At 40.8% G+C, this 14,105-nt stretch carries 15 protein-coding genes; 8 read left to right on the plus strand and 7 right to left on the minus strand.

Annotated elements, in window-relative coordinates; translation table 11 throughout:
- Positions 1-44: 44 nt before the first annotated feature.
- From A7967_RS03020 to pspF, 6 genes are read right to left on the minus strand one after another with little or no spacing between them, the layout of a single operon-like run.
- Complete coding sequence (locus A7967_RS03020) at positions 45-806, minus strand: ATP-binding cassette domain-containing protein (protein ID WP_054206306.1); 762 nt, start codon at positions 804-806, stop codon at positions 45-47.
- On the minus strand, positions 806-1,798 hold the full coding sequence (locus tag A7967_RS03025) for a peptide ABC transporter ATP-binding protein (protein WP_054206307.1): 993 nt from the start codon (positions 1,796-1,798) through the stop codon (positions 806-808). The genes A7967_RS03020 and A7967_RS03025 overlap by 1 nt, the downstream gene beginning before the upstream one ends.
- Entirely contained in the window at positions 1,799-2,692 is an 894-nt protein-coding gene (locus A7967_RS03030; protein WP_054206308.1) for an ABC transporter permease subunit, read from the minus strand.
- On the minus strand, positions 2,679-3,713 hold the full coding sequence (locus A7967_RS03035; protein WP_054206309.1) for an ABC transporter permease: 1,035 nt from the start codon (positions 3,711-3,713) through the stop codon (positions 2,679-2,681). The genes A7967_RS03030 and A7967_RS03035 overlap by 14 nt, the downstream gene beginning before the upstream one ends.
- The gene (locus tag A7967_RS03040) at positions 3,713-5,320 is read right to left on the minus strand and encodes an ABC transporter substrate-binding protein (RefSeq protein WP_054206310.1); all 1,608 of its coding nucleotides are present in this window, start codon (positions 5,318-5,320) and stop codon (positions 3,713-3,715) included. Before A7967_RS03040 ends, A7967_RS03035 begins: the two co-directional genes overlap by 1 nt.
- 15 nt (positions 5,321-5,335) lie before the next feature.
- On the minus strand, positions 5,336-6,394 hold the full coding sequence (pspF, locus tag A7967_RS03045) for a phage shock protein operon transcriptional activator (RefSeq protein WP_054206311.1): 1,059 nt from the start codon (positions 6,392-6,394) through the stop codon (positions 5,336-5,338).
- 187 nt (positions 6,395-6,581) lie between these two features.
- Between pspF and pspA the strand changes: the two genes are divergently transcribed.
- The 8 genes from pspA (at position 6,582) to A7967_RS03085 (ending at position 13,112) form a co-directional block, all read left to right on the plus strand.
- Positions 6,582-7,241 carry a phage shock protein PspA gene (pspA, locus tag A7967_RS03050; RefSeq protein WP_054206312.1) on the plus strand — a complete coding sequence of 220 codons (660 nt, stop codon included), beginning with the start codon at positions 6,582-6,584 and terminating at the stop codon, positions 7,239-7,241.
- A 62-nt stretch (positions 7,242-7,303) separates the two neighbouring features.
- Positions 7,304-7,537 (plus strand): envelope stress response membrane protein PspB, encoded by a 234-nt coding sequence (gene pspB, locus A7967_RS03055; RefSeq protein WP_054206313.1) that lies wholly within the window; start codon positions 7,304-7,306, stop codon positions 7,535-7,537.
- Positions 7,534-7,935: an envelope stress response membrane protein PspC gene (gene pspC, locus A7967_RS03060; protein ID WP_054206314.1), complete on the plus strand. Its 402-nt coding sequence runs from the start codon at positions 7,534-7,536 to the stop codon at positions 7,933-7,935. Before pspB ends, pspC begins: the two co-directional genes overlap by 4 nt.
- A gap of 57 nt (positions 7,936-7,992) precedes the next feature.
- Complete coding sequence (locus A7967_RS03065; RefSeq protein WP_197279086.1) at positions 7,993-9,408, plus strand: YcjX family GTP-binding protein; 1,416 nt, start codon at positions 7,993-7,995, stop codon at positions 9,406-9,408.
- Complete coding sequence (locus A7967_RS03070) at positions 9,405-10,430, plus strand: TIGR01620 family protein (RefSeq protein ID WP_054206315.1); 1,026 nt, start codon at positions 9,405-9,407, stop codon at positions 10,428-10,430. The genes A7967_RS03065 and A7967_RS03070 overlap by 4 nt, the downstream gene beginning before the upstream one ends.
- Positions 10,431-10,576: 146 nt before the next feature.
- Positions 10,577-11,758: a methionine gamma-lyase gene (gene megL / locus A7967_RS03075; protein ID WP_054206316.1), complete on the plus strand. Its 1,182-nt coding sequence runs from the start codon at positions 10,577-10,579 to the stop codon at positions 11,756-11,758.
- A gap of 202 nt (positions 11,759-11,960) precedes the next feature.
- Complete coding sequence (gene phhA, locus A7967_RS03080) at positions 11,961-12,758, plus strand: phenylalanine 4-monooxygenase (protein WP_054206317.1); 798 nt, start codon at positions 11,961-11,963, stop codon at positions 12,756-12,758.
- Positions 12,759-12,767: 9 nt separating this feature from the next.
- Entirely contained in the window at positions 12,768-13,112 is a 345-nt protein-coding gene (locus A7967_RS03085) for a 4a-hydroxytetrahydrobiopterin dehydratase (protein ID WP_054206318.1), read from the plus strand.
- 72 nt (positions 13,113-13,184) lie between these two features.
- On the opposite strand, the gene A7967_RS03090 is transcribed toward A7967_RS03085, so the two are convergent.
- Positions 13,185-14,087: a DMT family transporter gene (locus tag A7967_RS03090; RefSeq protein WP_054206319.1), complete on the minus strand. Its 903-nt coding sequence runs from the start codon at positions 14,085-14,087 to the stop codon at positions 13,185-13,187.
- Positions 14,088-14,105 lie beyond the last annotated feature (18 nt).

Below are 14,105 nucleotides of genomic sequence, written 5' to 3' on the forward strand. Positions count from 1 at the left end.
GGGTATATTTTTATGCGCGGGTCGCCTCGCGCATATATTGAGGGTCAGCAGTTAAATAGTTTTTGTGTTACGCGCGACTTAGGTGCTTGGAAAACATCTTCAGTTCTTCCATATTCAACAATCTCACCATGCTCAAGTACGACTAATTGATCGCTAATGTGGCGCACTAGACTTAAATGATGTGTTATTAAAATATAGCTTAAGCCAGTTTCTTGTTGTAATTTAAGTAGTAAATTTACGGTTTGAGCTCGTACAGAAGGGTCTAAAGATGATAACGCTTCATCAAGCACCACAACCTTTGGATCAAGAATCAACGCCCTTGCTAATGCAACACGCTGTAATTGACCGCCACTGAACATATGAGGGTAATAATGTTGGTGATCGTTTAATAAGCCAACCTTAGCCAGAGTGACCTTAATTTTTTCAACCCGCGTCTCTTTATCTAATGATGTGTTGTATTGTAAGCAATCATCAAGCATGTCACCAATGGTTAAACCAGGATTAAGAGAAGCTTCTGAATCTTGAAATATCATACGAATATGGCGACATTGTGTATCTCTTACGCCATTGTCTTCGATAATATTACCGTCTAAATATATTTGCCCGCTATCGGCGGTGCCTGCGCCTGCTAAAAGTTTTGCTAAAGTACTTTTCCCAGAGCCTGTTTCGCCAATGATTGCCAGAGTTTCCCCCTTTTCTAAGCAAAACGAAATATTTTTTAGGACACTAAATTGTTTACGTGAAAATAAGCTTGCACGTAAATTAAAGCTTTTAGATAAGGCTTGCACCTTTAATAGTGGCTGCATTATTTCATAGCCTTAATTAATGGAAAATGACACGCATAGCTATGACCATGCTGCTTTGTTGATGGGGGAGTCACTACACAGGCTTTTTGTGCTTGTGGACAACGAGGACCAAGGCGGCAACCAATTGGTAAATGCTGCAAAGTAGGTATTGTGCCTTTGAGTGCGTAAAACGGTTCTTTATGAGCAAGGCCATGCTCATAATCAGGTAAGCTTTTTAACAATGCTTGTGTATAAGGGTGGCGAGGATGGGAGAATATACGTTGTGTAGGGCCAGCTTCAACCATCTGTCCACAATATAGAACGTGTATTCCGTGAGACCAGTCTACAATTTCCTCTAGCTCATGGGAAATCATTAAAATCGACATGTTCTTAAGTTGGTTTAAACTTTTTAATAATCGAAAAACCTGTGCCCGAGTCGTACTCTCAAGTGCCGTTGTTGGTTCATCCGCAATGAGTAATTTTGGCGTTCGTGCAATAGCCATCGCAATCATTACTTTTTGACAGACACCTTCAGAAAGTTCATGCGGGTAGCTGGTAAGTACTTTTTCATGATCTTTTATACCGACCTTATGGATTAATGCTTTGACTCTATCTTTACGTTCTCGATTTCGCTTTAAGAAAAAGCCTGAACTGTGCACTGCCGGTAAGGTTTCAGCTATTTGGTCAAATATTTTTGCCGTTGGATCAAGGCAACGACTTGGATCTTGGTAGATCATAGCAATGTCTTGGCCAACAATTTTTCTACGTTGTTGGCTTGATAAGCGCATTAAATCAACACCGCGCCAGTGCATTCGGTCAGCGGTGATATGCCAGCGTTCATTTAAAACTCCAACAATAGCTTTTGCTATTAAGCTTTTTCCGGATCCAGACTCACCAACTAATGCATGCACTTCACCTTCTTTGAGGCTCAGGCTCACTCTGTCGACGGCACGTATTACGGTATCAGATGTACGCAGCTCTATGGTTAGATTTCTAATGTCGAGTAATTGCATTTAGTCTGCCTTTCGTGCTTTTAGTACTTGTCGCAGCCCATCACCAACTAAGTTAGTAGATAGGACCGCTAAAAAGAGTAATACACCCGGTAAGCCCACAGTCCATGGCGCTAGGTAAATTAAACCTAAGTTTTCTGCTAAGATAGCGCCCCACTCAGTGGTGGGGGGTTGAGCACCTAGCTTTAAAAATCCTAATGCGGCAATATCTAAAATAGCGGTTGATAAAGCCATAGTAAAAATAACCACAATGTGTTCATAAATATTTGGAAAAATCCCACGCGAGAGAATATGCCAATTAGAGGCGCCATCAAGTTTAAATGCAGTGATGTAATCTTTATTTAGCTCAGTCACTATAAGATTGCGCACAGAATGAATAAACTGTGGTAGCAGCGCGAGAATAATCGCCCACACTGTGTTCATTAACCCAGGGCCTAAAATTGCGATAATGATAATAGCTAATAACAGAGATGGGATTGATAATGTAATATCAAGAAGGTGATTTAAAAAGCTAGAGCGAATGCCACGGCTTATCCCTGCAAACGTGCCAACTACCACACCAATGACCGTTGTTAGTAATGCTGCGACAATTGAGAGTCCAAATGTATAGGTTGCGCCATTCATTAACCTTGATAACACATCTCGGCCTAGGTCATCTGTACCAAGTATAAAACGCACATCGCCCATTTCATGCCATGAAGGAGGGATCAGCAGTGCTTCACTGTGCTGCTGATTCACGCCATAGGGGGCAATCAATGGAGCGGCGGCAGCGAGAACTGCAAAAGCACTAAAAAGCCATAACCCAACAACTGCCGGGTGATTGGATTTGAATTTGCGCCAAAACCGCGCTAATGGCGACTTATTCGACTCTTCTGAAAATAAATTAAACTTTGCCATGCGCTTGGTTCCGTGACAGCGGGTCGAATAAGGTATAGGTGAGTTCGGCAACAATGGTTGCAAGGATCACAAACATTGATACGGCCAATAAGCCACCCTGTATAGCAGGGTAGTCTCGTTGGTAAATGCTATCTATTAGCCAGCGACCAACGCCTGGCCACGAGAATATAACTTCAGTGATCATCGCCAGGGTGATCAAGGTACTAAACTGTAAACCAATTTGTTTTATTACAGGCAGCAGTGCATTACGCAGTGCATGGTGCATTATGAGTTGGGCACGGTTTAGGCCTTTGGCTCGTGCGGTTTTAATATAACTCTGTTCGAGTACATTGAGCATTGAGTCTCGGGTGAAACGAACTAACACGGTAGTTGGGTACATGGCTAATACAATTGTGGGCAGTGTTAAATGATGCAATGCATCTAGCATAGCCATGCCTGAATATGGAAAGTCAGCCAGCGCTATATCAAGTAAAATAAAGCCGGTTTGCGAGGGGATTTCATAGAGCAGCCCCATTCTTCCAGACATCGGAAACCACCCTAGTTGCAGTGAGAACACCATAATAAGGAGTAAGGCTAGCCAAAAAACAGGCATTGAATAACCAATAAGAGTCGTTGAATTTATCAGTTTATCAGGCCAGCTTTTTTGGTATGCCGCAGCAATAATCCCTGCAGGTACGCCAAAGGTGACAGAAATAACTAAGGCGTAAATACTTAACTCTAATGTGGCTGGAAATAAATCGATAATATGACTAAAAACACTGTCTCCAGAGGCAAATGAAAGCCCCCAGTCACCTTGCAAAATACGTCCTAAAAAAGCAAAATATTGCATTAAATAATTGTCGTTAAATTGATACTTATCTTGTAGTTCGCTCGTTTGTGAAAAGCTTGTATTAGTAATGCCACTTAAATTACTTAAAGGGTCACCTGGAAATAAATAGCTCAAGGAGAAGGTAAACACACTGAGCGTTACCATCATAAAAAGTAATAAACCTAAGCGGCGCATTATATAATCAAGTATCATTATTTTTTCCTCGCATTTGCTAAGGAAATAGCCCCAAACGGACCAAGTTGAACCCCTTCAACGTCAGCACTGCGTGCTTGGAAGCGCATACCATGTGCCAGTGGGAGCAATGGTAACTCTTGGACAATCATAGTTTGAGCTTGTTGATAATATGTTTTGCGCATTGCCAAATCAGTTGTGTCGAGGGCTTGAGTGAGTAATAAGTCAAACTCAGGGTTGCACCAATTTGCTGGATTTTTACCACTAAAGGTTGCTGTGCAACTGAGCAATGGACTAAAAAAGTTATCGGGGTCTGGGGTGTCAGCTGCCCAACCAAGTAAGACGCTGTCGTGGCGGTGTTCACCAATACGTTGAATAAATGTGTTCCATTCGTACTCTATAATGCTCACGTTTATACCAATTTGTCGTAAATCACTTTGCATAAGCTCAGCCATTTTTCGTGCATTGGGATTATAAATACGGCTCACGGGCATTGCCCAAATAGTCATATCAAAGCCGTTGGGTAATCCTGCATCGGCCAATAGTTTTTTTGCCAAATCAGGGTCAAATCCCGGTAATTTAGTTTGTGCTTGAAATGCCCATGATGTTGGCGGCAGAATAGACTTTGCACGAATGCCATTACCGTAATACACAGCTTGCATAATTTTTTCAATATCAATGGCATGAGCAAGGGCTTTACGTACTCTTAAGTCATCAAATGGTGGACGCTGTGTATTAAACGCCCAGTACCCGATATTAAGGTTAGTCTCTTTTTGTACGACAATGTCATCACGTTGAGCAAGAATACTCAGTTGTGTACTGCTTGGGTGGGCGGTGATATCACATTCTTTAGTGAGCATTTTTGCAATACGGGTTGTGCCATTAGGTGTAATGTCATAAACCAATTGCTCTAGAACAACTTTGTGCTTCCAATAGTCAGGGTTACGATAGTAACGAACCAAATGATCACGTCTGTATTCTTTATAAATATAAGGGCCAGTGCCAACCGGATATTGATCAAATAAGTTGGTTTGCTCGCGTTCTTTTAACTGCAGGGCATATTCACGAGACAGCAAAACAGCAAAGTCTGTTGCCATATTGGCTAAAAAGCTACTCTCTGCATTAAATAATTCAAACCGGACTTGGTGATCAGATACACGGACAATTTGCCGAATTAGCTGATCTATCCCCACGCTTTGAAAATAAGGGTAATTGGCATCGCCAACAAAATGGTATGGATTATAGACATCAAATAAACGGCTAAAGGTGAATATCACATCGTCAGCGTTAAAATCTCTGCTGGGGGTAAAGTAAGACGTAGTATGAAATTTTACATCTTTACGCAAGGTAAAAGTGACCGACTTTCCATCTGGACTTATTTTCCAATCAGTTGCCAGCTCACTTTTAAACTCTGCCGTAATAGGGTCAATACTGATCAAACGGTCATATAACTGATTTGCAATGATATCAATGGTTGAGCCTGTGGTTGTAACCTGAGGATTAAACGATACGGGGTTTGCCTCAGCGCAATAGACTAAGCCTTGATTTTTTTCTTCGAGTGTTTTTTCTTTGGTATCTAGGCAGCCTGTAAGGCATAGCGTAATAATACCAAGTAACAATTTATACACTTGCTTAGCCCCTGACTATGACTGTTGATCTAGTAAGTTATATTTTTTTAAATAACCTCGTAATTGATGATACGTTAAACCGAGTATTTCTGCAGTTTTCTTTTGATTAAACTGGCTGTGCTCAAGCGCTTTATTGATTAAATCGATTTCGAATTCATTGGAAAGATCTTTTAAACTACACGGAAATTGAATGGGGGCAGCGCTATGTGTGATCACGCTCTCATTTGGCGTAGTTAAAATAGGCGCGGCTTCGAGTGTTTTTACAGGTGCTTTAATACGATGTTTTGGTCTGAACTTGCTTTCAAAAGGGTCTAAAATAATCTGGTGAACGGGGATATGTTCATTGCCGTGGCGATACAGACTTCGCTCCACTACATTTTTAAGCTCACGAATATTACCGGGCCACTCATATGACTGTAAAATATCAACAGCACTACGAGTAAAACCACTGAATAATTGCCATTCAAGATCACGCGCCATGTTGATTGCAAACTGCTCAGCTAACAGCATAATATCTTCTTGGCGTTCTCGCAGCGGTGGCAGTGTAATAACATCAAATGCTAGGCGATCGAGTAAATCGCTTCTAAATTCGCCTTGTTCAGCTAGGTAAGGTAAATCTTCATTGGTAGCGCATACTAATCGGGTGTCGACTTTTATAGTTTGTTTACCACCGACTCGCTCAAACTCACCATATTCAATGACACGCAGCAGCTTTTCCTGAACCATCGCAGAAGTGTTTGCGAGTTCGTCTAAAAAAAGTGTACCGGCGTTTGCGCGTTCAAATCGTCCTTCATGGCGTTTGCTCGCCCCTGTAAATGCACCTGTTTCATGACCAAACAGCTCACTTTCAAGTAGGTTTTCGTTCAATGCAGCGCAGTTAAGTTTAATATAGCTTTGCTCCCAACGTTTTGACAAGAAGTGCAAGCGGGCTGCTATTAGTTCTTTACCTGTGCCTCGCTCACCAATAATAAGGACCGGCTTATCTAAACTTGCTAGCTGCGAAACCTGATCAAGCACAGCTAAAAAGCTGTCTGATTGACCGAGTAAATTGTCTTGTTGGCGAAATTGGCTCATATTCCCTAACTCTTAGTCATTTTTACTAACTGTTAGTGTATTTCATAATTGCAGAGAACTAAAGGAATTTGTATTTTTAGTTTAACTTTTTGAAAGTATTAATGTATTTTATATTTTATAAAGTTGGCAAGCATATTGTAACAGTAACTGTAGACCAATTAAGTTAAACATCACAGAGGTAAATATTATGGGAATTTTTTCGCGTTTTGCAGATATCGTTAATTCTAATATCAATGCCATTTTAGATAAAGCAGAAGATCCTGAAAAAATGGTACGTCTTATCATTCAAGAAATGGAAGACACGTTAGTTGAAGTTCGTTCAACCTCAGCTAAAACGTTAGCAGAGAAAAAAGAATTAGTGCGTCGTGTAGATACATTAAAAGCGCAAGTAGCTCAGTGGCAAGATAAAGCTGAACTCGCATTGAGTAAAGATCGTGATGATTTAGCTCGTGCAGCATTACTTGAGAAGCAAAAATCTGCTGAAGCGGTAGCAGCCGTTGAAAGTGAATTAAGTCATGTCGAAACACACATTGACAAATTACAGCAAGAAGTGAGTACGTTACAAGATAAGCTTGCAGATGCAAAAGCGCGTCAAAAAGCGATTATCTTACGTCAACGCTCTGCAGAGTCACGCCTTGAAGTGAAAAAAGCATTGGATAGCTCTAAAGTTGAAGATGCCCTTAATCGCTTTGAACGTTACGAAACGAAGATTGATGGTCTAGAATCACAAGTAGAATCGTACGATTTAGGTAAAAAGTCATTGGCTGATGAGATTGCAGACTTGCAACAAAATGAGCAAATTGATGACGAGTTAGCAGCACTCAAAAAGAAGTTAGCTGATAAATAAAAATATATGGGGCCCGTGTGCCCCTGCTTAAACTATCAAATACGGATTGTCAGGAGAGGGTTATGTTTGATTCAGAGGTAATAATTGTACCATTTGTTATGTTTACGATTTTTGTCGCGCCACTGTGGTTGATTTTACATTATCGTAGTAAAAAACAAGTAAGCCAAGGCTTGAGCGAACACGAACATCGCCAGCTGCTGGAACTTGCACAAAAAGCTGAAAAAATGGCCGACAGAGTTGAAACATTAGAAGCATTGCTTGATCAAGAGGCACCACAGTGGAGGCGTAAAGTATGAGTACCAAACGCGAATTATTAAGAGACCCACAACGTGGAAAAATAGCGGGTGTATGTGCAGGGCTAAGTGATTACTTCAATATGGAGTTATGGTTAGTTCGCATTATATTTGTCAGTGCAGTCTTATTGACTGGCGGTCCATTATTTGTAGTGGCGTATATTGCAGCCTGGTTTATTTTAGACAAAAAAGACTCGTCGACACAGTTTAAAGATCAGTCAAGTAAGCATGACGATCCGTTAGAAGTAAAATTTAAAGTATGGCAAAAAGGTGAGCCGCCTCGTCGCGCTTTACAAGATTTGAAAGATCGTTTAAATCGTGTTGATATACGTTTACAAGATATGGAACGCTACGTTACTTCAACCGAGTTTACGGTTAGCCGTGAAATTAATAAGCTTTAAAGGATTCAATAGCACTTTAGCTGCCTAATACTTATGCCGCTGAGGTGCTCAATCATTATGATTAACACTTCATTTGCAAAAAGCACATTAAAAAAAATAAAGGGCGGAGCGCAAAAAGCCGTACATCGCAGTTTAGATCAGCATGTAAAATTAGCAGTTACAGGCTTAAGTGGCAGTGGTAAAACTGCGTTCATTACAGCTTTAGTGAAACATTTGACTAGCCAGGCGAATGAAAAAAACTTACCGTTTTTTGATGTTATGCAACAGCAGCGTCATATCGCTACAAGAATAGTTCCACAAGAAGCCCTGACAATTCCTACTTTTGATTATCCTAAAGCTTTGAGTGCATTACTGCCTACAGAAGGGCAACCAAGGTGGCCGTCATCTACTGAGCGTATTAATACCCTGCGCCTTGCAATCAAGTATCGTAGCGATAGCGGTTTACGAGGACACTTTTCACCGCAGTCAACTTTGTATCTAGATATCATTGATTACCCCGGTGAGTGGTTGCTGGATTTACCTATGCTACAGCAAAGTTATCGGCAATGGAGTGAGCAACAATACGCGTTATTGCAACAGCCTCCACGAGTGGAAAAGTCACAGGCATTTTTAACTGCACTTGCAGCCCTTGATTTACATGCGCCAGTAGATGAGAGCGCGTTAAGTGACATTGCCACACAATATCAAGCTTTGCTTGTTGGCCTTAAAAAAGACACTAAACTTGCCATGTTGCAACCTGGGCGGATGTTAATGCCTGGAGAACTTCAAGGCGCACCACTGTTACTGTTTTTTCCAGTTGCAGGCTATACAGAGGACGCGATTGCGGGTTCTAATTTAGCGCATTTACAAAAACGCTTTGATGCGTATGTAAAAGAAGTGGTAAAGCCTTTTTATAGCCAACATTTTCGACATTTTGATAGGCAGATTGTATTAGTAGATGTACTGAGCGCGCTGAATGAAGGACCTGAAACACTGCAAGAGCAGGGCGATGTAATAAAGCAATTACTCGCACATTTTAATTATGGTGAAACAGGCTTTTTAAAACGTTTATTTAAACCGAATATAGATAAGTTACTTTTTGCGGCCAATAAATCAGACCATATAAGTGGTGTTCATCATAAAGATTTGGCTCTACTGCTGGATTCATTAGTTCATGAGCAAAGTAACCACTTAAAGTTTGATGGTGTAAAAATTGAAACAATGGCAATGTCATCAATCACTGCCACCATGCCAAAACAAGTGACGGAACAAGGCAAAACACTTAATTGTATTTATGGCTTGCCGTTATTAGAGTCGCAATGGTTAACTTATTTACCGCCACAACCACCAATGCGAATGCTTAATAAAGATGAATGGCCAAGCCATGGTTTTGAGTTTTTATCATTCTCGCCAATGCCAAGCCCTGACAAACAGCTAAAACATATACGTTTAGATCATGTCATGCAGTACCTTTTAGGAGATAAACTAACATGAGCGAGACAGCTTCACGTTTTCAAGCTGGCCGACGTATTGATACTGCGCCAGAGCCATTAGAAAAAGAGCCCGAATTAACCACTGCAAAAGTGATTGATCAAGGTGAGTATGAGCACAGTGTTGATGATCTACCTGAAGCTGATATTGATTTAGCCCCAGTGTATAAAAAGTCAAAATGGCAAACCCTCAAAGGGGTATTTGCTGTGAGCTTTATTGGCTTGGTGCTCCTTGAGTTTATATTTTCAATGGTTATTACCTTCCAGCAATCAATCATCTTTGGTTGCGTATATTTAATAGCTGTGCTCAGCGGTGTATTGTTATTAGGGCGTTTACTGTGGCGTGAGTATAGAATGTTACGTAGCTTAAAACGCAATCAATTACATCGCCATGAAGCAGACCGTTTACTCAATAGTGAGCAAGTAGGCGGGGCATTGCCTTGGCTTGAAAAGCTTAATAAGCATCAGCAGTTAACAGGATTTGATGAATTTAAAGCAAGTATTGATAGTCATCATAGTGATAAAGAAATTATGACTTTGTACGCCGATAGTTTACTAGTGAAGCAAGATACGCAAGCTAAAAAGCTCATTAACCGCTTTGCTACTGAGTCGGGTTTGTTAGTGGCATTGAGCCCTCTGGCGTTGGTGGATATGATGGCAGTGTTGTGGCGTGGCACTAAATTGATTGAGCAAATAGGCAAAATCTACGGTATCGGTTTTGGTTACGCCAGTCGTATTAAACTTTATCGTATGTTGATCAAACAAGTGATGTTTGTTGGTAGTGCAGAGTTAGTATCTGATTTAGCTGCAACGGCGCTGAGTGCTGAACTTTTAGGCAAATTATCAGGGCGTGCAGCACAGGGCTTAAGTGCTGGGATATTTACCGCACGGATCGGTTATAAAGCTATGGAGCTAAGTCGTCCGTTACCGCGACTTGAGCATAAGCGCAGTTTGCTTAAAGGAACAGCGCAATTAATTGCCAGTAAAATCATGGGCCGAAAGCCGTCTGTATCAAAAGAGGAGTAACAAAAAGGGGGACTGACAACATATATGTACAGTCTCCCTAAGATCCTGTACATACTCTAGCCATCTGAGCATCCGGCATGCTTGTGCTTTAGAGCGCGATACGTTTAATTATGACCTATTGATAATAATTAAAATGAGCAATAACAATGAATACACTCCACATCGACAGCCAGTGCATCCATGGTCCTGAAAAAGCCAACGATCCTCATGGTGCACTCACATCACCTTTATATCAAACTTCAACGTTTCATTTTAGCAGCGCCGCACAAGGAGCTGCACGCTTTGCAGGTGAAGAGCCGGGGTATATTTATACTCGATTAGGCAATCCAACAACAACCGAACTGGAACAAAAAGTGGCGCAGTTAGAAAGCTGCGAAGCGGCAGCTGCAACAGCGACCGGTATGGGGGCTGTTTCGGCGTCGGTATTAAGCTTCTTATCGCAAGGTGATCATTTAGTGGCATCAAGTGCCTTATATGGCTGTACGTTTGCCTTTTTTGCTCACATGTTGCCGCGCTGGGGAATTGACGTCACATTTGTAGATATGACTGATGAGCAGGCATTGCGTGATGCTATAAAACCTAATTCAAAAATGATTTTTGCTGAAACACCTGTAAACCCAACCATGGCAATAATTGATTTAGCGCTAATAGGGCAAGTTGCAAAACGACATAGTTTAATCAGTGTGATCGATAACACCTTTCTCACACCGTTACTGCAAAAGCCCATTGATTATGGCATAGATTTAATTGTTCACAGCGCGACTAAATACTTAAATGGTCATGGTGATGTTGTGGCAGGGCTTGTGTGTGGTAGTCAAGAGCACATTACATTAATTAAGATGACGGTGCTCAAAGATATTGGGGCGACCATCAGCCCCCATGACGCTTGGTTGATTAATCGTGGCTTAAAAACGTTGGCGATCAGAATACAGCGCCATTGTGAAAGTGCGCAAATAATTGCCGAGTTCTTAGAACAACACCCACAAGTGAATACGGTTTATTACCCGGGTCTAGAGTCACACCCTGGGTTTAAGTTTATTGGTAATCAAATGAAGGCGGCTGGTGGTGTTATTGCATTTGAGCTTAAAGGCAGCCTTAAAGATGGCGAGCAGTTTATTAATAGCACTGAGCTTTGCACGCTAGCAGTAAGCTTAGGGGATGCGGAAACACTTATTCAACATCCTGCATCGATGACGCACTCACCTTATACTCCAGAAGAGCGTGCAGCGGCTGGTATTAGTGATGGATTAATTAGACTTTCAGTTGGCTTAGAGGATGTTAACGATATTATAAGTGATCTTAACCGCGCCTTTACTTGTATAACTTGATTTGTAATTAAATGTTTACGGTAACAATCGCTTTTAGCCTTTGCTCTACTTGGTGTGTAAACTTAACTGTTTTTTAGTGTATATAAAGGTGTACAAACGGCATGTTAATGGCCTGCGCAGATATTGGCTCTGCTATTAAACTTTGGCTTACATTTGCTTAGTATCACTGCAACAGGTTCGGTTTAACACCAAGAAGGTTATAATGGCTAAAGCAAGTAAATACACCTCCAGAACACCAGATGAAAATGGTGTGATACATTGGAGCGATGAAGAAAATAAAATATGGTCAGAACTGGTCGCGCGTCAGCTTAAATGCATTGAAGGCAAAGCCTGTAATGAATACATGGAAGGCCTAAAAAAAATAAACTTGCCCCATGATCGTATTCCACAATTAAGTGAACTCAACGAAGTGCTGCTAGCCACAACAGGTTGGCAAGTAGCGCCAGTACCTGCGTTAATTGACTTCGACGAGTTTTTTCGTTTATTAGCGAACAAGCAATTTCCAGTTGCGACATTTATCCGTAGTCGCGAAGAGTTTGATTATTTACAAGAACCTGATATTTTTCATGAAATATTTGGTCATTGCGCTATGCTGACAAACCCAGATTTTGCTGAATTTACGCATAAATATGGACAGCTAGGTTATGCAGCGCAAAAGAAAGACCGTGTTTATTTAGCACGTATGTACTGGTTTACCGTTGAGTTTGGACTTATGCAAACAGACGATGGACTGCGCATTTATGGCGGTGGTATTTTATCAAGCCCTGGCGAAACACAGTATGTGTATTCAGATACGCCTGAAATCAACGCAATGAATGTACTTGACGTATTACGTACGCCGTACCGAATTGATATTATGCAGCCTTTGTACTACACCATTAATTCTATCCATGATTTGTTTGATATTTCACAATTGGATATTATGGCATTAGTAGAGCAAGCAAAAGAATTAGGGTTACACGACCCAAAATTTCCTCCTAAAGAAAAATTAGCAAGTTAAGGATTTAAGATGTCATCATTAAGCGCACAAAAATGCGAAGCCTGTCACGTTGATGCTCCAAAAGTATCGGATGAAGAGCTCGCAGAGTTAATTAAAATGATCCCAGACTGGGTGCCTGAAGTACGTGATGGTATTATGCAATTAGAGCGACTTTATAAATTTAAAAACTTTAAACAAGCCATCGCATTTACAAACAAAGTAGGTGATATGGCAGAGATAGAAGGCCATCACCCTGGTTTATTAACTGAGTGGGGCAAAGTAACAGTTACATGGTGGAGCCACTCTATTAAAGGGCTACATAAGAATGATTTTATCTGTGCTGCAAAAACAGATGAAGTATTCGCTGCACTATAAGTCAATACACAGTTCTGCCCAAAGGACATAAAAGGCGCTTAATGCGCCTTTTTTCATGTCTTATACCTAATTTTATATATTTGTATTTTTTACTTTTAGTTTTTTATTAAAAAATCCTGTCACCAGCATTGTACCGCTGATCACAAAAAATGCACCAAGCAAGGTATTAGAACCAATGGTTTCATCAAGTATTAGGTGCCCCCAGAAAATACCAAATAAAGGAATTAAAAAAGTCACAGTAAGTGCAGATGTTGGGCCAATATCATCAATCAATTTAAAAAATAAGATATAGGCTAATGCAGTGCATACAACGCCAAGTGTAAGTACTCCTAGCATAACGCTGGTGGAGGGCATTTCGCGTATCGGCATAAATAAAATTAGTGGTAAAACCATAAAGCTTGCCGCCCACATTGAACCATGTGCATTATTAAATGGAGTTAATTTAGGTGCGTATTTTGTGTAGTGTGATGCAATGGCATAACTGAGTGACGCACACAGCGCCGCTATAATTGCGATTAATGAGTCTGAATGAATACTAAACTGATTTTGTCCGACTAACAGCACAACGCCTGTTAACCCTAAAATTAAACCTAGCAGTACACTTTTGGTTGGCTTTGTCTTGGCCCAAAACATTCCAACAACGGCACCCCATATAGGTGTTGTCGAATTTAAAATAGACAAGGTTGATGCATTGAGTGTTTGAGCGGCATAAGCGAACAGCAAAAAGGGAAAAGCAGAATTAAGTGCGCCAATAATAAAGAAATGTTTATGGTGAGTTTTAAAAGCAAGTTCTTTAAAAACTGACGCTCGTTTTAAATATAATGCGACTAAAAAAAGTGTTAGCGCAGCAAACCCCACTCTAAGCTCAATGAGTATGGCTGGTCCTAAACTGGCTGCTGCCATACGCATAAATAAAAAAGAGGCGCCCCAAATTGCGGCGAGAATAAATAAGTGTAATAAACTTCTTAACGGCATCATTATAACGTTTTGGGA

Origin of the sequence: Pseudoalteromonas neustonica, assembly GCF_001653135.1 — a bacterium.
GTDB lineage: Bacteria > Pseudomonadota > Gammaproteobacteria > Enterobacterales > Alteromonadaceae > Pseudoalteromonas > Pseudoalteromonas neustonica.

What these genes read in the sequence shown, in the direction of transcription:
- A7967_RS03020 (WP_054206306.1), bottom strand. Translation starts at nt 806, where the DNA reads ATGCAGCCACTATTAAAGGTGCAAGCCTTATCTAAAAGCTTTAATTTA.
- A7967_RS03025 (WP_054206307.1), bottom strand. Translation starts at nt 1,798, where the DNA reads ATGCAATTACTCGACATTAGAAATCTAACCATAGAGCTGCGTACATCT.
- A7967_RS03030 (WP_054206308.1), bottom strand. Translation starts at nt 2,692, where the DNA reads ATGGCAAAGTTTAATTTATTTTCAGAAGAGTCGAATAAGTCGCCATTA.
- A7967_RS03035 (WP_054206309.1), bottom strand. Translation starts at nt 3,713, where the DNA reads ATGATACTTGATTATATAATGCGCCGCTTAGGTTTATTACTTTTTATG.
- pspF (WP_054206311.1), bottom strand. Translation starts at nt 6,394, where the DNA reads ATGAGCCAATTTCGCCAACAAGACAATTTACTCGGTCAATCAGACAGC.
- pspA (WP_054206312.1), top strand. Translation starts at nt 6,582, where the DNA reads ATGGGAATTTTTTCGCGTTTTGCAGATATCGTTAATTCTAATATCAAT.
- pspB (WP_054206313.1), top strand. Translation starts at nt 7,304, where the DNA reads ATGTTTGATTCAGAGGTAATAATTGTACCATTTGTTATGTTTACGATT.
- pspC (WP_054206314.1), top strand. Translation starts at nt 7,534, where the DNA reads ATGAGTACCAAACGCGAATTATTAAGAGACCCACAACGTGGAAAAATA.
- A7967_RS03065 (WP_197279086.1), top strand. Translation starts at nt 7,993, where the DNA reads ATGATTAACACTTCATTTGCAAAAAGCACATTAAAAAAAATAAAGGGC.
- A7967_RS03070 (WP_054206315.1), top strand. Translation starts at nt 9,405, where the DNA reads ATGAGCGAGACAGCTTCACGTTTTCAAGCTGGCCGACGTATTGATACT.
- megL (WP_054206316.1), top strand. Translation starts at nt 10,577, where the DNA reads ATGAATACACTCCACATCGACAGCCAGTGCATCCATGGTCCTGAAAAA.
- phhA (WP_054206317.1), top strand. Translation starts at nt 11,961, where the DNA reads ATGGCTAAAGCAAGTAAATACACCTCCAGAACACCAGATGAAAATGGT.
- A7967_RS03085 (WP_054206318.1), top strand. Translation starts at nt 12,768, where the DNA reads ATGTCATCATTAAGCGCACAAAAATGCGAAGCCTGTCACGTTGATGCT.
- A7967_RS03090 (WP_054206319.1), bottom strand. Translation starts at nt 14,087, where the DNA reads ATGCCGTTAAGAAGTTTATTACACTTATTTATTCTCGCCGCAATTTGG.